The sequence below is a fragment of the Enterococcus sp. CWB-B31 genome (assembly GCF_020567645.1).
Classification (GTDB): domain Bacteria; phylum Bacillota; class Bacilli; order Lactobacillales; family Enterococcaceae; genus Enterococcus_L.
Genome location: NZ_JAJDJW010000026.1, coordinates 1 through 18,963, shown reverse-complemented (window position 1 = coordinate 18,963; position 18,963 = coordinate 1). Strand labels below are relative to the sequence as shown.

The window sequence follows — 18,963 nt, the reverse complement described above, 5'->3', positions numbered from 1 at the left end:
TTTAATATTCTTTGATTTTGCAAACGGCTTCCTTATCCAAACGTTTAACAACTTCCGTCACCAGCTTAACCGTATTTAAATAGTCATCTTCATGAATAACTGACGTATGGGAGTGAAGATAGCGAACCGGCACTGTAATAGCAAGAGACGGCACACCATTTCGAGCCAAATGCATTCTGCCGGCATCCGTTCCGCCGCCTGTAATCACTGTATACTGAAAAGGAATATTCAGTTCTTCTGCAATACCAATAACAAAATCCTTTAGCTTCTTATGTGGAATCATGGAAGCATCGTAAATTAAAATCTGCGGTCCTTCCCCCAACTTGGAATCTGCCTCTTTTGGTGTCATTCCCGGTGTATCTCCGGCAGTACCTGTATCCAGAGCAAATGCTATATCCGGATCAACCAGATTCGTACTAGTTTGAGCCCCTCTCAGCCCTACTTCTTCCTGAACATCGCTTCCTGCAAAAAGAATGTTAGGATGTCCGGATTCAGCCAAATTCTCCAATACCTTTAAAGAAACAGCAGTGCCGACGCGATTATCCCAGGCTTTTGCCAGTAAAAATTTTGTCTCATTCATTCTGCGGTATTCAATATAAGGAGTAACCATATCGCCTGGCCTGATCCCCCATTCCTCCACCATTTCCTCACTGGACGCACCAATATCAATAAACATATCAGACATCTGGTAAGGCTTGCTCCGCACTTCAGGAGTTAAAACATGCGGGGGTTTTGAACCGATGACTCCATGAATGACCTTTCCTGACCGAGTCTTTATCTGAACCTGCTGTGCCAGCATAACTTGCTCCCACCAGCCGCCCAATGCTTCAAACTTAATAAATCCATTCTCGGTGATCTGAGTCACCATAAAGCCAACTTCGTCCAAGTGACCGGCAAAATAAATTTTAGGTCCCTCTTTATCCCCTGTGCGCTTGGCAATAATACTTCCCAAGCCATCGTAGAGAATACTGTCGGCAAAAGGCTCAGCATGCTTTTTAAACACAGCTCGTACCTCGTCTTCATTTCCCGGCACACCTTTTGCATTTACTAACTCGATTAATAATTCTTCTTCACGCTTATCCAACACGAAAGCCCCTTTCAGAAATCATTTCAAAAATATTATAACATTCATACTCTATTTAATAGCAGAAAAAGCAACAGAACTCTCAGAACCTTAATAAAATTACTTGTCAAACACTGAAAATTGGAATAGAATTCCACACAAACTAGACTCAAACTGCTAAAACCAGCCTATACCGGACATTCATTTGTTGCTCTCTCCTGCAATCCAACAATAGACTGAAGAGGTCACCAGAAAATAAACTGCGTAAATAATAATCAGCAAACCGCAGGAAAGATAGACCAGCCAATAGCCTGAACTTGGTACCAGCTGGCTGTACAAACGAATGGCAAATCCTGCGTGTAGTAATCCCAAGAGTATAGGCAAAAGGAATACAACAATATTCTGCCTGTAGATCAGTCGTCGCAGCTGCTTTTCAGAAATCCCCAGTTTTCTAAGCAAACTGAATGTTGCTTTCTCACGTTCGGCCTCCGCAAATTGCCGAACCATTAAGACACTCCCGGTAATAATCAGCGCCAAAACACCTAGAAATAACATAACATAGATAAAAACACCAAGTGCTTTTCGATTGTGAATAAATGCGGCTATTCGGCTCGTATAATTCAGACGCCAGCCTTCCTGTTCGTTGACTTCAACCGATTCAGTTTTTGACGCTTGAATCGGTTCCTGTGAAACATAAACCTCATCGTTTGCATTCGTCCCATAATACACCGGATGCTGCCATTCTTTAGAAATCCCAGCCATTATCTGATCCGGAAGTATCTCACCCTCTCTCTGCTCAAGGTTGAAAGCACTCAGTTCAAATATAACATCTGCTGGAATGGCTTCATAAACTTCATCAGAAACCACCATTGTTGGTTTATTGTACCTAAGCATAGAATTTCCTAGATAATCTGACACCATACCTGCAATCATTATCGTTCGGCCTGATGCAAGCTGAACAGCAGAATCATACTCAATAAAGCGACTAAATGTATTCTGTATTCCATTCAGGATTACAGCTTCATTTTCACTTCTTAACGCAACTGTTTGTAAATACGGATTAATCTCCTGATAGTCCTGATAATTAGACAGCGAAATCACATTAATCGGACCTTCATAATCAAGTGTTTCCTTCCGGCTGATTGAATAGCTGTAGCGATAGCGGGCACCGGTCATTTTAAAATTCAGCCTTGTTTCTTGAAGAGCGGCCCCCTGCTCAGCTGCATTTTCTTCTGCTGCTTGAAACAGCTCGCTGCTTACAATAAAATCAACTGGGTCCGAAGAGTTCACACTTTCCATTCCCAGTGTATAAAACGAAGCTGCTCCGCCGATAATCCCCAACGCACAGGCAATAAAGATAGAAACAGCGGTGAGTGTGTTGCTGCCTTTACTCAAATGAAGACGTGTATTACCGGCAGAAAGCATCGTCAAACCATTAGAATAATAGCCCTTCCTGCTGCTGAAAAACTGAATAAGAATATGGATGGTATATTTAAAAATCAAATAAGTGCCGATTGTACACAAGCCGACCAGCAAAAATGGCGCAGACAGCAGCCGGATAAGCTGTGCAGAATTGGTTGGCAGTGACCAAATATTAAATGACAGTATATAACTGAATACAATCAAACCAATTCCTGTTATTCCAAGTACCAACTGTTTTTTCGTCAGTTTTTCTGATTGAATACCTACCCGTTCTTCCTTCTTAAAAAAACTAGTCAGCTGATACGAATAAACCAAAAAGCAGATGTGAATAGAAACAATCAACAGCAGCCAAATAAAAATACCCGTTGTTTCCATAACAGAAGGTACTGAGATTCTAAGAATACTTTCTACATTTAAATACATAATTTTGACCAAAATCATCGAAAAAAGCTTCGAAAAAATGATGCCCAGTATGAGACCTGCAATTAATGCAGCAGCCCCCAAAATATACAGCTCTGTTAAAAGCAGGCTGGCAATCTGTCTGTTTTTCATTCCCGTCAACTGATAAATTCCAATTTCCTTTGTTCGTTGAAAGAAGAAAAAACGATTGACGGTTATCATAAAGCAGGCAATCATTACAATAATCAACAGACTTCCGATTCCCATTGCATTTTTGAGACTGACCTCCTGACCCACACTGTCGATCAGTACCCGATCATAAGTAATAGCACTGAAGCTGTAATAAATGGTTACAGCAAAGACCATTCCAATCAGATAAACTATATAATGATAATATTTCGACCGAACACTTCTCCATGATAACTTAAAAATCATTCAGACGGGTCCCTCCTCCAATTGTCGCCTGCATATCAATGACCTGATTAAAAAATTTCTCTCTGGCTCCCTGTCGAACAACCTCTGCAAAGAATGAGCCGTCTTTGATAAACAAAACTCGGTCACAATAACTGGCTGTGTATGGATCATGAGTAACCATTATGATTGTCGCACCATCCTGTCTGTTTATTTCAGTTAAGTATTGGAGCAGCTCAGCAGCCGCTTTAGAATCAAGTGATCCAGTTGGTTCATCAGCAAAAATCAGCAGCGGCTTTGTGATTAGTGCTCGAGCTGCTGCAGCCCGCTGCTTTTGTCCGACAGATACTGTATTCGGATAATCATTCAAATTTGCTTCAATGTTCAACAGCTCTGCAACATGATGCAGACGACTGTCCATTTCTTCAAGCGGTATATGATCAATGGCAAGAGGAAGCAGAATATTATCCTTGATAGTTAACGAATCAACAAGATTAAACTCCTGAAATATAAACCCTATTTCCTGCCTGCGGAAATCACTTAATTGATTACTCTTTAATTCCAAAATATTTTTCCCGTTAATTCTTACTATTCCTGCTGTTGGCAAGTCAATGGTTGAGATTACATTCAGCAAGGTCGATTTCCCAGCTCCGCTGGGTCCCATAATCCCTACAAATTCCCCTTTTTCAACTGTAAAAGAAAGATCCTCAAGAACCTTTACTTTATTAATCAGATAGCCATAGGATTTGCTCACATGCTGTACTTCAATTATTTTATTCATTTTTATTGCCGCCAATCATTTTTATTGCTTTCATTTTACCAATAATTCTCCTGCCTGAACATTGATTCGTCTATTATAATATTTTGAAAATCTTATAAAAAATAAATATAATATTGTTTTTAAAATGAATGGCTGAGAATGGATACACTATGCTCCACTTCGATCCTATCAACTTCTACATAGAAAACATACGAGAGTTGACAATCTCCGCTAGGATTGCTTTAGCAGAGTAAATGACGTCCTGTCACATACTAGGTGACAGATCTGGAGCTCCTCATGTTTTCAGGATCGTTCAGCTTAATTCCGAAGGAGCAGCTCCTGCGATTACTCGTCGAGGTTGTGACAGAAGTGTTCTGTCTCAAGAACCAGGTAGGTAACATGCATCATCTACTCTGACAAGTCAATCATAGTGATTTATGACAATAAGTCGGAATATACGAAAATTGTCAAGGAACACTAGTTATAAAATGACTAGCTGTGAATTGATACCTCCCTGGAGCTACTCATATTTTCAGTATCGTTCGACTTATTTCCAGAACTGCTGTCTCTACGAGTCTAACAATTCTCGAGACAAAACATTACGCTGTATCCGTTTTTCTGCGTCTACGGTTCTCACTACACTACACTTCGTTTCGATCTCATCAATTTCTAAACGGCAGAGCCATTAAGAATTGAAGGACTTCGTTCCGATCCTCGAAGCATGGAGGGGCTTTGCTCCTACGCTTCTTCGAATGCTCGTCGCATGTCTAGGGGGCATGTAGGAACTTGCTTCTACGCTTCTTCGAATGCTCGAATCATACAAAGACTGGAACACCGTTTATTCGGTTTTAGGGATCTCAGACATACAAAACTCCCCCTATACAAGACATTTTTATATTTCAATGTCCTGTATAGAAGGAGCGCACCAATTTCTGCCCCACTCTCTTCGCTGCAGACAAACAGATAAAGTTAGTAGTCTGTTACTTCATCTTTAGTCTTCTATTAATGAAAATTATTCTAAAATGTTACTTTTTTCACAGATCATTCTCATTACGAAACAATTTGTCGCGCTTCCGTAAAAATCCATTTGTGATTGAAAACTTTTTCTAATCCTCCTTTTTTAGTAAAGCGATTCTTGATAAACCGTTCCGCTTCGTGCTTTCATTAGCTTTTCAAAACACGGATATACAATATATAGTTATGGATATGTGTTTTTTTATCATTTTAACACTATATATAGTTGAAAGAAAAACGAAATTGATTTATGATAGATGAGGAATAAGTCATTGAGGAGTTGGAAGTTATGATGGAAGTTAAACAAAAAGATTCTCTTAGCACTACCGTTTCATCGCTGCGAAATATGAAGATCATTAAGAGAGATGGTCGTCTCGTTGATTTTGATGATCAAAAAATCTATGATGCTTTGATCAAAGCTGAACAAAAAATTAACGGAGCACTAGCGCCTCTCAGCTACGAACGTATCCAGGAAATTGTTGAGCATGTAGACAGGGAAATTGCAGAACGTTTTACTTCAAACGTAAAAATTTATGAAATCCAAAACATTGTTGAACACATTCTATTGGAAAAAAATGAATACGAATTAGCCGAAGAATACATTAACTACCGTACTCGCCGCGACTTTGAACGCAGTAAAGCAACTGATATTAATTTTACTATAGGGAAACTGCTGAATAAAGATCAGACTGTCGTAAATGAAAATGCCAACAAGGACAGTGATGTCTTTAATACACAGAGAGATTTGACTGCCGGAATTGTAGGTAAATCTATCGGATTAAAAATGCTGCCTCCCCATGTTGCCAATGCTCATCAAAAAGGGGATATTCATTATCACGATCTGGATTACCATCCATATACACCAATGACGAACTGTTGTCTGATTGATTTCAAAGGCATGCTGAATAATGGATTTAAAATTGGAAACGCAGAAGTTGAATCACCAAAATCTATACAGACTGCGACTGCACAAATATCACAGATTATTGCCAATGTAGCTTCCAGTCAATACGGCGGCTGTTCTGCCGACCGTGTAGATGAACTACTGGCTCCATTCGCTGAATTAAATTACTTAAAACATCTTGATGATGCAAAAAAATGGATTGACGGAAAAGAACGTCAGGAAACATATGCGAAGGAAAAAACAAAAAAAGACATCTATGATGCCATGCAAAGTCTGGAATATGAAATTAATACCTTGTTCACTTCAAATGGTCAGACACCGTTCACTTCTCTAGGCTTTGGACTTGGGCTGAGCTGGTTTGAACGTGAAATTCAAAAAGCGATTCTGCAAATTCGAATCAATGGACTGGGAAGTGAAAAACGAACAGCCATTTTCCCTAAACTGATCTTCACACTGAGAAAAGGAACAAATCTGAACAGTGAAGACCCCAACTATGATATTAAACAGCTTGCATTGGACTGTGCAACAAAACGCATGTACCCTGATATTTTGAATTATGATCGATTGATTGAATTGACAGGAAGTTTTAAAGTACCGATGGGCTGCCGCTCTTTCCTTCAGGGCTGGAAAGATGAAAACGGCGAGGAAATTAACGTTGGGCGAATGAACTTAGGTGTAGTAACCTTAAATCTCCCTAGAATTGCTCTTGAAGCAAATGGTGACTTGGACAAATTCTGGTCACTGCTTAACGAACGGCTGGGTACAATGAAAGATGCGCTTGTTTATCGCGTAGAACGTTGTAAAGAAGCTGCTCCTGCCAATGCACCAATCCTTTATATGTATGGTGCTTTTGGCAAACGTCTTTCAAGAGATGAGTCAGTAAATGAACTATTTAAAAATAAACGTGCAACTGTTTCATTGGGCTATATCGGCTTGTATGAAGTAGCTTCCGCATTTTACGGCGGTGAATGGGAAAACAAACCGGAAGCAAAAGAACTGACTTTGGATATTCTTAAAACTTTGAAAGCCAGCGCTGACGAATGGGGCAACGAGTACGGATACCATTTCAGTGTATACTGTACACCAAGCGAAAGTCTGACTGATCGCTTCTGCCGTTTGGATACTGAGAAGTTCGGTGTAATAGAAAACATCACTGATAAAGAATACTATACAAACAGCTTCCATTACGATGTCCGAAAAAATCCGACACCCTTTGAAAAGCTTGATTTTGAAAAAGACTATCCTCAATATTGTTCAGGCGGTTTTATTCACTACTGTGAATATCCAGTTCTGCAGCAAAATCCTAAAGCACTTGAAGCTGTTTGGAATTATGCCTATGACAAGGTCGGTTATTTAGGTACAAACACACCGATAGACCATTGCTATGAATGCAGCTATGAAGGGGACTTCCAGCCGACAGAAAGAGGGTTTGAATGTCCGCAATGCGGAAATCATGACCCTAAATCTTGCGATGTAGTAAAACGTACTTGCGGATATCTCGGAAATCCTCAAGCCCGTCCAATGGTTCATGGACGTCACAAAGAAATCTCTTCACGTGTTAAACACATGAACTAAAAGGAATCTGTAAAAATAAATGGCCAGCTTCAAAGAATAAGGAAAAGCTTCCCAAAATCGTTTTGACGGTTCCAAGAAACAATTTCCTTATTCTAATGAAGCTGTTTTTTTAACCGAGAGTGGGACAGAAATAAAGTTCCAAACGCTCTTCGTATCTATCCCCGAATAAACGGTGGGACAAAAGCAAAAATTCTTTTTGCGACGAGTAACCGCAGGAGCAGCTCCTTCACTGAGTAGACAACAGGACGCATCTGCATCTACTCTGCTAAAGCAATCCTAGTGAAGCTTATGTTTCCTACGTAGAAGTTGATGGGATCGAAGCGCAGCGTAGTGTATCCATTCACAGCTATTCATCCTATGAATAGTGTTTCTTGACTATTTTCAGATATTCCTTCTTAATTCTCGGAGCTAATCACTTTTGTCCCGTCCTCATCTCAGACGAGCGCTGAAGCAAGGAATTGAGTAAATTATTTAAATTGCCTTTTTTACCTGCTTTTACAGTATGAATGCATCATTGAAAGGATGATTTTATATATGAACAATCCTGACCCAAAAGAATGGCTCGCAAAAGATTACAGCCAGAATTATATTGCGGACTATAAAGCTTTCAACTTCGTTGATGGTGAAGGAGTTCGCAACAGTCTTTATGTCAGCGGCTGTCTTTTTGCCTGTGAAGGCTGCTTTAACAAAGCTATACAAAATTTTCATTATGGGAAGCTTTTTACCAAGGAGCTGGAAGACCAGATTATCAAGGATTTGTCTCATGACTATGTCCAGGGAATGACACTTCTTGGCGGTGAACCATTTTTGAATACAGAGGTTTGTCTGAAAGTTGTTGATCGGATTCATCAGGAATTTGGAACAACTAAAGATATCTGGTCATGGAGCGGCTATACCTTTGAAGAGCTGCTTTTGGAAACAGAAGACAAGCTGGAGCTGCTTAACAAAATTGATATACTGGTGGATGGTCGTTTTGAATTAAGCAAACGTAATTTAAATCTCCAATTCCGCGGAAGCAGTAATCAGCGGATTATAGATGTAAAAAAATCTCTCGCAGAAGGCAAAGCAGTTATTTGGGAAAAATGTCATGATGCAGAAACCTCCTACGAGCAGATACGTAAAGCTGAATTAATATAGACAAGCGATAGAGATAAGCGATTTAAACTCGCTCATTTCTGTCGTTTCTTTACTTACATTCTAAATGAATACCTGTCTGCATCTTATCTATCTTGTCCGCTTTTATGAAAGCCGTACCTTTCATGAAAGCGATGATTTCTAATTGAATAGTCAGGTATTTCCAAGGGCCAGCAGGTTAACTGTTCTTTCTGTTCCAACAACTCCCACGCTTGGATGCCCAACCCTTTTCCAATATATTTCGGCAGAATGCAAAATTTTCCAAAATTCCAGTTGATAATTGATTCTTTACGGTGAAAATTCATACAGCCATTATCTGTCTCCTCTATTACAATAATACGTGTCATCCTAATGAAGCCTCTCTGAAGTTCATTTTTTCTCGTTTTTCACCCCTGTCAATTTTACATGGAGATTTTTTATGTATCTGTTTGATTGATATTAGTTTTCTCCTGCTCTCCCCACAATGGGAGCACAATATTTTCATAAGACAAGGGATCAAGATTAGTCAACGTAATCCCCAACAGCCGTATCCCATGCTCCAACCCGCCAACTTCTTCCCAGATCAGATGAGCCTGATAGTAAAGCTCTTCTTTTTTTTTAATATAATCAGGTAGAGTCTTTCTTTTAGTTACAGTTGTATAATCTGCATATCTAACTTTCAAAACAATCGTTTTACCATGTTTTTGTACTCGTCTTAAAGAGTGTTCAACTGATTCTGCCAGTGTACGGAGCTGAGCAACTACTTCATTTTCAGTTGTCAGCGGTATTCCATATGTATTTTCTCTGCCGACAGATTTTCGATCCCTTGTCACACTGACCGGTGAATCATGAACCCCTCTGACCTTTCTATATAAAGAATAACCCATTTTACCAAAATGTCTGATTAGAGTCATTTCGTCTACCTCATACAAATCAGCACCTGTAAAAATCCCCAAATCATTCATCTTAGGCACTGTTTTCTTACCAATCCCATGAAATTTGTCGATTGGAAGAGCCTTTAAAAAATCTTCCGCCTCTTCCGGTAAAATGACTGTCAAACCTTTGGGTTTTTGAAAATCTGAAGCAAGTTTTGCTAAAAACTTATTATAACTAACCCCTGCTGAACAAGTCAGCCGAAGCTCCAGCCAGATATCCCGTTGAATCAGCTTGGCAATCTTAATTGCAGAGCTGCTCCCGATTTTGTTCACAGTAACATCCAAATATGCTTCATCAATTGATACTGGTTCAATAATATCCGTATATCGTCGGAAAATCTCACGAATTTGAACAGAAATTTCAGAATATTTTTTATGGTTTCCAGGTTTAAAAATAGCCTCCGGACAAAGTTCAAAGGCTTTTTGAGCGCTCATGGCAGAATGGATACCGTATTTCCGTGCTTCGTAATTTGCGGTTGTTACTACTCCCCGACCGCCAGTATCGCTTGGATGACGGGCGATTACCAGGGGATGACCGACAAGTTCCGGATGATCTCTTTCTTCTACTGAAGCAAAAAATGCATCCATATCTATATGAATAATTTTTCTTGAGGTATCTTTTTTTAGAGGAAATTGCAGTTCACTCATCCGTCAGCGCCCCTTTCCTCTATTATTATAAACGAACGTTTGTTCATATACAATCCATCGTGATTACGAATAAGAAACTTTTTTCAACCAGTTGTTCAACAGTCTATTCCTTTATATTCTAGCACTGGTGCTGCAAAGATATAGCCCAAGGTTAGTTATTCAAAGCTTCCCCCGCTGAAATACCTGCTTGTTTAAAGGAAGGTGAGAAGAATCAATTAAGTGAAAACTACTTCTCTTCATTGTCGGTTGAATCTGCTGAGTCTTTACCGCCAGTTATTGAAAGAGTGCCTGTAGAATTTTTTGATTGATCGCTTGCAGCTTTCTAGAATAGGTTGATTCTTTCGATAGCAGCCCTTTTGCTTTAATGTCAAATGTACCTGCAGAATCATCATTCAAGCTATACGATACTTTCGCTGCAGAACTGTTTTTATTTGAAAAAGTCAGAATTGCTGTATTTAGATTTTCATCTTTTGATTTCACCTGAATAGTCGGTGTCGTCAAATTCCCGATGCCGATATTTTGAGTTATTGTTGTCACACTGTCTGTTTGACCAAATTCATACACACCTACAATACGTTTACCACTCAGAGCTTCTGGTTTTCTATCCACTACTTCCGGATAAATAGGAGCCGTTTCAGAAACACCAAGGTAAACAGGCTGCCCATAAGGAATTTTTTCAAGTTTGTATGATCCTACAAGTGATGGTGATTTAGTTTGTGCAAGAACATTTCCGTTACCATCATAAGCAGTCTACTCAACTTCTTTTAGAAATTCCAATACTCCCTTTTTACCGTCCATATTAGTATCATTAAATACCTGACCGGTGATATTCGCATATTGCTTAATACCAAAATAAAAATGATCGGTCTTTTTGATTTTTAAACCGGTAAAGTCATAGGCATTTCCAAAGTAGTCTACTTTTACAAAACGTGTCGCCGGAATCTGGTCAATCTAATTACCAATTCCACGCAATGCTTGAGTCGAGCTTTGAATAATTGCTGCTGTTTCTTCACCAAGCCATGCTTCATAGTTCAACTTATCCACTTCATCTGCAATTTTTGGAAAGAGCTCTGCAAGTTGCTTGATATAACGATTTTCATTGTTCGTATCAATATCGCCTGTCGAAAGCAACTCAGGATTATTCAGAATTGAGTTTACATCTTTTCCCTGAATAATATCCAATATAGCTGTAATTTTACTGCTGTTTTCCAGCATACCGGAAAGTATCAGATCAAATGGCGAACGCATAATAATGTAAAAATCGCTCTCTATATTGGGAATATTGATCAGCTGACCTTATTTTGTAGTTCTCAGATAAATTACATCTGCACTATCAACATTTCCGTTAAGTGCATTGGTTAAAAGCGAAGCAACATTTACAGCTTCTAATTCCCCCGTTTCCATAACTTCTGCAAAACGGCGCAGATTTAGAATAATCATCGTTTTTCCATTGATAATTTCTTCGCCTTCACCCATTACACCATCCCAATTATTATCATTTCTAATTTATTCATACTAATTAGTAAATAATATATTGTTTCAAAAGATAAAAAATATCATCTGAATAAAATTCAAAAAATGACTATTATCCTCTTGGAAGCTTATAAGAAAATAATGTCTATTTCTGATATTCACTTGTTCATCCGCGATTTTATGCAGATTAATCATATTATCTTATTTTCAATTTTTATCAGATAAAGTTTTTTTATATTATTCATTTTAAAAATGGTATTAATTCCTCATTCCCTTATTTTAATACGTATGACTTTTTCAACTGGACAGACAAATATTTTACCATCTCCAACTTTTCCGCCTGACAAATATCCAAAATAAAAGAAATGACTGACTCAACATTTCCAGCTTCAACAATAAAACTAAGCTTCACATTCAGGAATAGAGTAGTGATAGCCTCCTGTCCTCGAACATATTATCTACAATCCCTCTAAAATCAAATTTAATCAACCTTCATTTTTAACAAATAATGTCATAAAATATCCTCTTAATAAATGGGGGAATAAACCAAGCTCGTCTTACTATCAAATTTACTTTAGTGAGCTATACTTCATCTAAAAAAAAGCCTGACAATTTAATTCGCCCGGCTGATTTTTATATTCTATTGTCTCCCTTTCATACTGCGAATAACCTCCGCACAGATAATCGAACTCACATATTACCCGATATCTATTCTTCACCTACATGGTAGGCTTTATAAACATCCTGTTTTTTCATCCCCCTAAGTTTAGCCGCTTCCTTCACAGCTTCTTTTGAAGTCAGACCTGTTGAAATAAGTCCTTCGACATGTTCCTTCACCGAATCCGGAAAATCAACAGTTTCCTCAGGTTCTTCTCCTCCGGAAATAATTAAACAGCATTCCCCTTTGACAGATTGCTCCTCTAGATAACGAATCAGTTCACTAACTGTTCCGCGAAGATACTCCTCATGGAGCTTTGTCAGTTCTCTGCACAAAACCGCTTGACGCTCACCACCATAGATCTCCTGCATATTCTTTAATGTTGCCAGTACTCTATGAGGCGACTCATAAAAAATTTGAGCAGGAACCAGATATTTTAGCTTGTCCAGAGCAGCCCTTTGTTCTTTCCCTTTTCGAGGCAGAAAACCATAAAAGGTAAACGGCTGAGGTAAAATTCCTGAAGCAATTAAAGCGGTTATTCCCGCTGAAGCACCAGGTAATGCAATGACAGAGATTTGTGCCTTTATACAGGCAACGACGAGTTCGTGTCCCGGGTCGCTGATCGAAGGCATTCCGGCATCACTGACCTGAGCGATTGTCTCTCCTGAGAGCAGGCGCTCAAGAAGTACAGGTATTCGCTCTTTGTAATTGTGTTCATGAAAGCTCATTTGAGGGGTATCAATTTCAAAATGATTCAGCAGTTTTTTCGTTGTTCGAGTATCTTCACTGGCTATCAGATCTGCTTCCTTTAAACTACGGATACTGCGAAACGTCATATCTTCTAAATTTCCTATCGGCGTTGGGACTAAAAATAGTTTCCCCTGAGCTTCCTGTATATAGCTTTTTTGCTTTTTCAGCGTTTTTCCCTCCACTCTCTCTAAAAAGAAATAGGGCGTGGCAGTATTTGCCACAGCCCTTCAAAACCCCATAAATGATATTTCAGAACCAACCTCTTCGATAATAAGCCGAAATTCATCAAAAATTTATGAAATACCAATTAAGAATCAATCAACCTTCTGCTTATTTATTACGCTCTCCATAGATTACATCCAGACAAAACGCACATTCTTCATCATTTTCTCTACGGGAGCCATACAAAATATTACATACATGAAATCCCTCTTCATACAATTTTTCCAAATTCATCCGTGATTTTGATAATTCCTGTCGAGAAGGGTCAGCGTCTGGTTGAGAAAGCTGGTTTAATTCCTGCAGATGTTCTCTTAATCGCTGATTTTCTATTTCAAGTGTTGTGTTTTTTTCAACAAGCTCATGAAGCCCTTCCTTTAACTCAGACAACCGGAACATCGTTTCTTTCAACTCTATTTCAAGTGAATCCAGTCCATCATACAGTGATCGTTTATCCATCTTTAATCACCTTTTTCTGAGTCAGCTTTTTCTGCAGCTTCTTTCAGTTCCTCATAATCATATTCAACTGGTGTTTCTCTGCCGAACAGCCTGACTTTGACGATTCTGCTTAAAAGATTAAGACCGATAACCTTTCCTTTGCCGTCAGGAGTCAGAACCTCTGATCCATAATCAGGCAATTCTTTTTTCGCTGCTTCGTATTCATCATTTTCATACTTCAAACAGCACATCAGACGACCGCATAATCCGGAAATTTTTATCGGATTGAGAGACAGGCCCTGATCCTTTGCCATTTTAATCGAAACTGGAACAAAATCACCTAAAAAAGTCGAACAGCACAATTGACGGCCGCAGGGACCAATGCCGCCTAAAATTTTGGCTTCATCTCTTACACCAATTTGTCGCAGTTCAATTCTGGTTCTAAAAATAGCTGCCAAATCTTTTACCAGCTCACGGAAATCAATTCGTCCGTCTGCAGTAAAATAGAAAATCATTTTGCTGCGGTCAAATGTATATTCCACTCGAATCAGCTTCATTTCCAGCTGATGCTTGGCAATTTTTTCATTTGCAGTAGAAAACGCCGCATCGGCATCTTCGATATTCTTCTGTTCTTTTTCCAAATCTTCAGAAGAAGCTTTATTTAAAATTGGCTTTAAATCCTCAGGCAAATCCTCAGGATCAAGGGATTTCTTAGGTATGGCAACAACAGCCATCTGCTTTGACTGCTGAGATTCTACGAGGACTTTTTCATCATAGACATACTCTGCCTTACCTGGAGAAAAGTAATATATATGACCGGCTTCTCTAAAACGAACGCCTACTACTTCAACCATTGTAATCCTCCTATAGATAAATTAAGGGTGAATCATTCGTAAAACAAGCTGTTCACAAACGCTTTGCCAGCTGACATTTGCCTCCCATTTTCGATACGCCTTCAGAATCAGCTCCACTCGCAGTGCAGCTTTTTCAACGTCTGCTTTCGATCGTCCTTCTGTTGCTTTTTCCAGTAACAGCTGACGATAATAGGCAAGTAACAAGTCAAAGCCCAGCTTCTGCTGTTCTTTTTCCCTGAAAACTTTTGTCATTTTTTTCTGAACATATATAAACGCCTGAAGATCATCTTTCACAAGATAATCAAACCATTGCTTAATGATTTCCCTAGCCTCATTAAACCACTCATCTTGCGAGATTTCAACTGCTTTATCTAAACTATTTGTCAAAGAAGACAAAAGAACAGCAGTTTTTTCACCTATTCCTTTATCTTTTAATAAACGAATCATTTTTTCTGCAGCCAAGGGCTGAAAATGCAAAATCTGACAGCGGGACTGAATGGTCGGAAGTATTTTCCCGATTGATTCAGTTTCAAGTATCGCGACAACATTTCCTTCCGGCTCTTCCAAAAATTTCAGCAGACTATTTGCTGCACCTATACTCATTTTTTCTGCCTGCTCGATAATAAATACTTTCTGTTTTGTTTCCACTCCACTTTTACTATACTCAGTTTTTAACTGGCGAATCTGATCAACTTTTATTGTCTGTCCGTCAGGCACGATGGTAAGAACATCTGGATGCTCCTGTTCGTTAATCCGTACACAATTGCTGCATTGATTGCAGGGATTATTGTCTGTTATATTCTGACAAAAGATTCTTTTCGTCAGCCACAGGGCAAATTCCCGCTTCCCGGTTCCTGAACCGCCTTCAAAAAGATAAGCATGGGCAATACGTCCATGCTCAAAACTTTTTGTCAGCTGTTTGTACAGTAAGGGCTGCTGCTGTTCCAGCTGTTGATAATCATTCATCATCAGTACTGGTGAAATCCTTCTACAGGAAGAATAAAGACTGTCGCTCCGCCTACTTCAACCTCTACCGGATATGGTACCTGCCCCTCCATTGTAAGATCAAGAGTCACCGGTGCAGAAACATACTGTTTACGCGACTGGCAAGTTTCTTTAATCAGCTCAAGTGCTTCCTCTACTCTTTCATCATCAATCCCTATAATAAATGTACTGTTTCCGGCTTTTAAAAATCCACCGGTCGTAGAAAGCTTGGTCGCACGAATATTTGCATCAATGAACTCATTGGCTAAACGATTACTGTCTTTGTCCTGTACAATAGCTAATATAATTTTCATTTGACATCACCCTTCTAATTTCTAAAATATTCTGGATAGCGATTGACAATTGCTTCAAATGTTAGTTCCACAACTGATTCCAAACTCAATTTGGCATCAATCTTTTGAATTCTCTCCGGGTTTTCTTCCACCAGTTTCAGATACTCATGACGGACACGCTGATGAAATTCAAGACCTTCCGAATCCAGTCGATCGTACTGGTTTCTTCTGTTATTTTGTATGCGCTGAAGTCCTGTATCAGAATCAACATCCAAATAAATTGTAAAATCAGGAACCGTTCCTTCAATGGCAAATTCATTGATTTCTGCGATTGGCTTAACACCAATCCTGCGTCCTGCCCCCTGATAGGCAATTGAGCTGTCCACAAAACGGTCACATAAAACAATATTGCCTTCTTCCAAAGCAGGAAAAACCTTTTCCACTAAATGCTGTCTTCTAGCTGCTGCATAAAGCAGCGCTTCCGTCCGTTCATCCATCTCCTGGTTTTGGGGGTCTAATATAATCTGACGAATCTTTTCTGCAATAGGAATTCCGCCAGGTTCTCTTGTTTTAATAATCCTCTTTCTGGCCGACAATGTCAGTCGTGGATATAATTCTCCCAATACACTGGTTTTCCCCGCTCCATCTGGCCCCTCAATTGTTATAAATAGTCCTTTTAAGCTCATATGCTTCATACTCTCTTTCAGTCATTATTAACTCATTGGTTTAATATATTTATTTTACTTGAAAAACAAACCTCTGTCGAATATCCCATTTAAAGCTCTCTGCGTCCTTCAACTGCTTTAAGCAGCGTAACTTCATCCGCATACTCAATATCACTGCCTACAGACAATCCGTGAGCAAGTCTCGTCACAGTAATTCCTGCCGGCTTAATCAGTCGGGAAAGATACATTGCAGTAGCTTCGCCTTCAGTTGTTGCATTCGTTGCAATAATCACTTCCTGCACCTCATCATCATGAAGTCTTTGGATTAGTGAAGGGATATTAATATCCTCAGGTCCAGTGCCTTCCATTGGAGAAAGGACACCATGAAGTACATGATACAGTCCATGATATTCTCTGACTTTTTCCATTGCCATAACATCTTTGGATTCCTCAACAACCAATATTGTACTTCGGTCTCTGCTCTGATCTTTACAGATATCACAGGGATCTTCTTCTGTAATATTTCCACAAATACTGCAAAAATGAAGATCTCTCTTTACACTGATTAAAGATTTAGCAAAGGTGTTTACATCTTCTTCTTTCATATCTATCGTATAAAAAGCCAACCGAGTTGCTGTTTTCTGTCCTATTCCGGGCAGCTTCATATAGCTCTCAATCAATCTGGCAATGGGTTCAGGGTATTGCATCTATACTTTAACTTCCTCTCATACCGGACGTATGCCGTTAGTACTTTAATTATCAAAAACCTGGATACTCGACTATTCGGTTTCATATCCGGTTAACTTCCAATGTTTAAGCAAATACTTGTCTGTAACTTAAAATTTCCTGTTATCAAATATTTTTCTGTGAATAGCAAATCTTTTTATTTCCCATCTCATCATTATACACTTAATTTGCTCAAGTGTTTAGTTATAACAGCTGATTCTTCCACATTATTAATTGTACTGATTTTCTTTTATAATTACCTCCAACAAATAACCTTTTAATAAAAGAGCGCAGCAACCGATTCATCAAATTATCAAAAACTCGATTTTCTGCTTAATACAGATAAAACCACGTATACCGCACTATCATCATTTTAGCAAAGTTTGATGGCAGAAACAAAAAGAGCAATACACCTCATTAAACAGCCTGCTCAAACTCTCTATTTGAGTTTATCCATAATATTGGAGGCTGAATTGTTAATTTAGTACTCCAGTGACTTTTTTTTATTTTCACAATCAATTGGTGCCACCACAAAAGAGGTCTCTGTAATCCATTTTGCAGGATCTGGCTCTTGTCCCGGTGATACATGAGAACGATTCACCATAGGACCTGCAACCTGATACTGGTTGAATTCGAGCCACAAAGCAATCGCCTGTGTGACCTGAGGCATCTGCTCAAAGCTGCCGTTAAAGGTTACTGAAGCAGTCAGCATTTCGGAAGCATTGAAAAAAGTAATTTCTCTGTTCCCTTCATACTCTCTCGCTACTTCTATCTGCACCTCAACATCCACATCTTTCTCTCTATACTCTTCATCATGATAAATACTTACAGGAAGTGAAGCTGGAACAGCTTTTGCACCTAGCTGCTGGATTTGTTTCCATATATTTTCCCAGAGTTCCCCTTCATCCTGATAGGTCAGAAGCTTTTTTCTCATACTGGCTACTTTTCTTGCCGGTATTACCTTTAAGAGAACATTATACTTTTCTATATCGCTGCCTTCTCTTAATTGCGTTTGCAATTGTTGAATCATTTTTTTCTTTTTTACCAGCGTTTCCATCTCTTCATCAATTTCAGATTCTTTTTCCTCATAATATGAATTAACAATCTCTAGTTGCTCTTTTTCCAGAATCTCTTTGATAGTTTCCAGCTTTAAACCTACCTGTTGAAGTAGTTTTATCTGATTGATTTTTGTTATCTGTCCAGCTTCATAATAACGATAGCCTGATTGGAAATCAATTTTAGCAGGAATCAACAAATTCAATTTTTCATAATATCTCAATGTCCGTACTGTTGTATTGGATATTTTTGAGAACTCCCCGATTTTAAACATCTTTCAGCCCCTCCCATCAATAACTTAGCCGTTTTACATATCAGCATCGTCGCACCTTTTGAACTACAGACCAGTATTTTTCTCATACCCATATATAAAAACAATCCCCTCACTCTCATCAGTATGAGCCATGCCTTAAATACAAACCACGAAATTAAAATATATTTAGGAGCTGCTTGCATTAAACACTGTCTAAATCAAGTTCCAAATCAAAACCTCCAGTGTGAACTGGAGGTTTGCTCTGCGGCTGAAAGCCTCTATTACCGGCCAGAGCCTGAAAGGCCCACTGAAGAAAGGTCTCCCGCTAGCACCACAATTACTCACGACTC

Annotated in this window: 18 protein-coding genes; 2 read left to right on the top strand and 16 right to left on the bottom strand. The window is 39.0% G+C overall.

Translation table 11 applies throughout. The annotated features are described in order from the left end of the window. Window position 1: 1 nt before the first annotated feature. The 3 genes from LI954_RS15485 to LI954_RS15475 all read right to left on the bottom strand — a co-directional run bounded on the left by LI954_RS15485 (window position 2) and on the right by LI954_RS15475 (window position 4,076). Window positions 2-1,084 carry a M42 family metallopeptidase gene (locus tag LI954_RS15485; protein ID WP_229441935.1) on the bottom strand — a complete coding sequence of 361 codons (1,083 nt, stop codon included), beginning with the start codon at window positions 1,082-1,084 and terminating at the stop codon, window positions 2-4. Window positions 1,085-1,264: 180 nt separating this feature from the next. After that, window positions 1,265-3,319, bottom strand: a complete 2,055-nt coding sequence (locus LI954_RS15480; RefSeq protein WP_229444927.1) for an FtsX-like permease family protein — start codon at window positions 3,317-3,319, stop codon at window positions 1,265-1,267. Continuing rightward, on the bottom strand, window positions 3,309-4,076 hold the full coding sequence (locus tag LI954_RS15475; RefSeq protein WP_202066861.1) for an ABC transporter ATP-binding protein: 768 nt from the start codon (window positions 4,074-4,076) through the stop codon (window positions 3,309-3,311). Before LI954_RS15475 ends, LI954_RS15480 begins: the two co-directional genes overlap by 11 nt. Before the next feature lie 1,282 nt (window positions 4,077-5,358). Between LI954_RS15475 and nrdD the strand changes: the two genes are divergently transcribed. Together nrdD and nrdG are read left to right on the top strand one after the other, a co-directional pair. Next, window positions 5,359-7,548, top strand: a complete 2,190-nt coding sequence (gene nrdD, locus LI954_RS15470; RefSeq protein ID WP_229444926.1) for an anaerobic ribonucleoside-triphosphate reductase — start codon at window positions 5,359-5,361, stop codon at window positions 7,546-7,548. A 534-nt stretch (window positions 7,549-8,082) separates the two neighbouring features. Next, entirely contained in the window at window positions 8,083-8,685 is a 603-nt protein-coding gene (gene nrdG, locus LI954_RS15465) for an anaerobic ribonucleoside-triphosphate reductase activating protein (RefSeq protein ID WP_202066859.1), read from the top strand. Window positions 8,686-8,768: 83 nt separating this feature from the next. On the opposite strand, the gene LI954_RS15460 is transcribed toward nrdG, so the two are convergent. The 13 genes from LI954_RS15460 to LI954_RS15395 all read right to left on the bottom strand — a co-directional run bounded on the left by LI954_RS15460 (window position 8,769) and on the right by LI954_RS15395 (window position 18,634). Further along, entirely contained in the window at window positions 8,769-9,029 is a 261-nt protein-coding gene (locus LI954_RS15460) for a GNAT family N-acetyltransferase (protein ID WP_229444925.1), read from the bottom strand. Between the two features lie 69 nt (window positions 9,030-9,098). Continuing rightward, complete coding sequence (gene dinB / locus LI954_RS15455) at window positions 9,099-10,244, bottom strand: DNA polymerase IV (protein WP_229444924.1); 1,146 nt, start codon at window positions 10,242-10,244, stop codon at window positions 9,099-9,101. 273 nt (window positions 10,245-10,517) lie between these two features. Next, a complete protein-coding gene (locus LI954_RS15450) occupies window positions 10,518-10,853 on the bottom strand; it encodes a hypothetical protein (RefSeq protein WP_229444923.1) in 336 nt (111 codons plus the stop codon). Window positions 10,854-11,195: 342 nt separating this feature from the next. Beyond that, the gene (locus LI954_RS15445) at window positions 11,196-11,492 is read right to left on the bottom strand and encodes a hypothetical protein (RefSeq protein WP_229444922.1); all 297 of its coding nucleotides are present in this window, start codon (window positions 11,490-11,492) and stop codon (window positions 11,196-11,198) included. Between the two features lie 48 nt (window positions 11,493-11,540). Further along, complete coding sequence (locus LI954_RS15440; RefSeq protein ID WP_229444921.1) at window positions 11,541-11,720, bottom strand: hypothetical protein; 180 nt, start codon at window positions 11,718-11,720, stop codon at window positions 11,541-11,543. Between the two features lie 705 nt (window positions 11,721-12,425). Continuing rightward, complete coding sequence (gene rsmI / locus LI954_RS15430) at window positions 12,426-13,292, bottom strand: 16S rRNA (cytidine(1402)-2'-O)-methyltransferase (RefSeq protein WP_202066999.1); 867 nt, start codon at window positions 13,290-13,292, stop codon at window positions 12,426-12,428. A 163-nt stretch (window positions 13,293-13,455) separates the two neighbouring features. After that, window positions 13,456-13,803 carry a DNA replication initiation control protein YabA gene (locus LI954_RS15425; RefSeq protein WP_229441928.1) on the bottom strand — a complete coding sequence of 116 codons (348 nt, stop codon included), beginning with the start codon at window positions 13,801-13,803 and terminating at the stop codon, window positions 13,456-13,458. Window positions 13,804-13,805: 2 nt separating this feature from the next. Next, window positions 13,806-14,636, bottom strand: a complete 831-nt coding sequence (locus LI954_RS15420; RefSeq protein ID WP_202066855.1) for a PSP1 domain-containing protein — start codon at window positions 14,634-14,636, stop codon at window positions 13,806-13,808. A 21-nt stretch (window positions 14,637-14,657) separates the two neighbouring features. Beyond that, window positions 14,658-15,602, bottom strand: coding sequence for a DNA polymerase III subunit delta' (holB, locus tag LI954_RS15415; RefSeq protein WP_229441968.1), 945 nt, complete (start codon window positions 15,600-15,602; stop codon window positions 14,658-14,660). 2 nt (window positions 15,603-15,604) lie between these two features. Further along, complete coding sequence (locus tag LI954_RS15410; RefSeq protein WP_202066854.1) at window positions 15,605-15,934, bottom strand: cyclic-di-AMP receptor; 330 nt, start codon at window positions 15,932-15,934, stop codon at window positions 15,605-15,607. Window positions 15,935-15,948: 14 nt separating this feature from the next. Continuing rightward, a complete protein-coding gene (gene tmk, locus LI954_RS15405; RefSeq protein WP_324254767.1) occupies window positions 15,949-16,599 on the bottom strand; it encodes a dTMP kinase in 651 nt (216 codons plus the stop codon). 89 nt (window positions 16,600-16,688) lie between these two features. Beyond that, entirely contained in the window at window positions 16,689-17,285 is a 597-nt protein-coding gene (gene recR, locus LI954_RS15400; RefSeq protein ID WP_202066852.1) for a recombination mediator RecR, read from the bottom strand. A 500-nt stretch (window positions 17,286-17,785) separates the two neighbouring features. Further along, window positions 17,786-18,634, bottom strand: coding sequence for a MerR family transcriptional regulator (locus LI954_RS15395; protein ID WP_202066851.1), 849 nt, complete (start codon window positions 18,632-18,634; stop codon window positions 17,786-17,788). Window positions 18,635-18,963 lie beyond the last annotated feature (329 nt).

Bases quoted from the DNA above. Each gene is read 5' to 3' on its own strand.
- LI954_RS15480 (WP_229444927.1), bottom strand. From the start codon at position 3,319: ATGATTTTTAAGTTATCATGGAGAAGTGTTCGGTCGAAATATTATCAT.
- LI954_RS15475 (WP_202066861.1), bottom strand. From the start codon at position 4,076: ATGAATAAAATAATTGAAGTACAGCATGTGAGCAAATCCTATGGCTAT.
- nrdD (WP_229444926.1), top strand. From the start codon at position 5,359: ATGATGGAAGTTAAACAAAAAGATTCTCTTAGCACTACCGTTTCATCG.
- nrdG (WP_202066859.1), top strand. From the start codon at position 8,083: ATGAACAATCCTGACCCAAAAGAATGGCTCGCAAAAGATTACAGCCAG.
- LI954_RS15460 (WP_229444925.1), bottom strand. From the start codon at position 9,029: ATGACACGTATTATTGTAATAGAGGAGACAGATAATGGCTGTATGAAT.
- dinB (WP_229444924.1), bottom strand. From the start codon at position 10,244: ATGAGTGAACTGCAATTTCCTCTAAAAAAAGATACCTCAAGAAAAATT.
- LI954_RS15445 (WP_229444922.1), bottom strand. From the start codon at position 11,492: ATGCGTTCGCCATTTGATCTGATACTTTCCGGTATGCTGGAAAACAGC.
- LI954_RS15440 (WP_229444921.1), bottom strand. From the start codon at position 11,720: ATGGGTGAAGGCGAAGAAATTATCAATGGAAAAACGATGATTATTCTA.
- LI954_RS15425 (WP_229441928.1), bottom strand. From the start codon at position 13,803: ATGGATAAACGATCACTGTATGATGGACTGGATTCACTTGAAATAGAG.
- LI954_RS15420 (WP_202066855.1), bottom strand. From the start codon at position 14,636: ATGGTTGAAGTAGTAGGCGTTCGTTTTAGAGAAGCCGGTCATATATAT.
- holB (WP_229441968.1), bottom strand. From the start codon at position 15,602: ATGAATGATTATCAACAGCTGGAACAGCAGCAGCCCTTACTGTACAAA.
- LI954_RS15410 (WP_202066854.1), bottom strand. From the start codon at position 15,934: ATGAAAATTATATTAGCTATTGTACAGGACAAAGACAGTAATCGTTTA.
- tmk (WP_324254767.1), bottom strand. From the start codon at position 16,599: ATGAGCTTAAAAGGACTATTTATAACAATTGAGGGGCCAGATGGAGCG.
- recR (WP_202066852.1), bottom strand. From the start codon at position 17,285: ATGCAATACCCTGAACCCATTGCCAGATTGATTGAGAGCTATATGAAG.
- LI954_RS15395 (WP_202066851.1), bottom strand. From the start codon at position 18,634: ATGTTTAAAATCGGGGAGTTCTCAAAAATATCCAATACAACAGTACGG.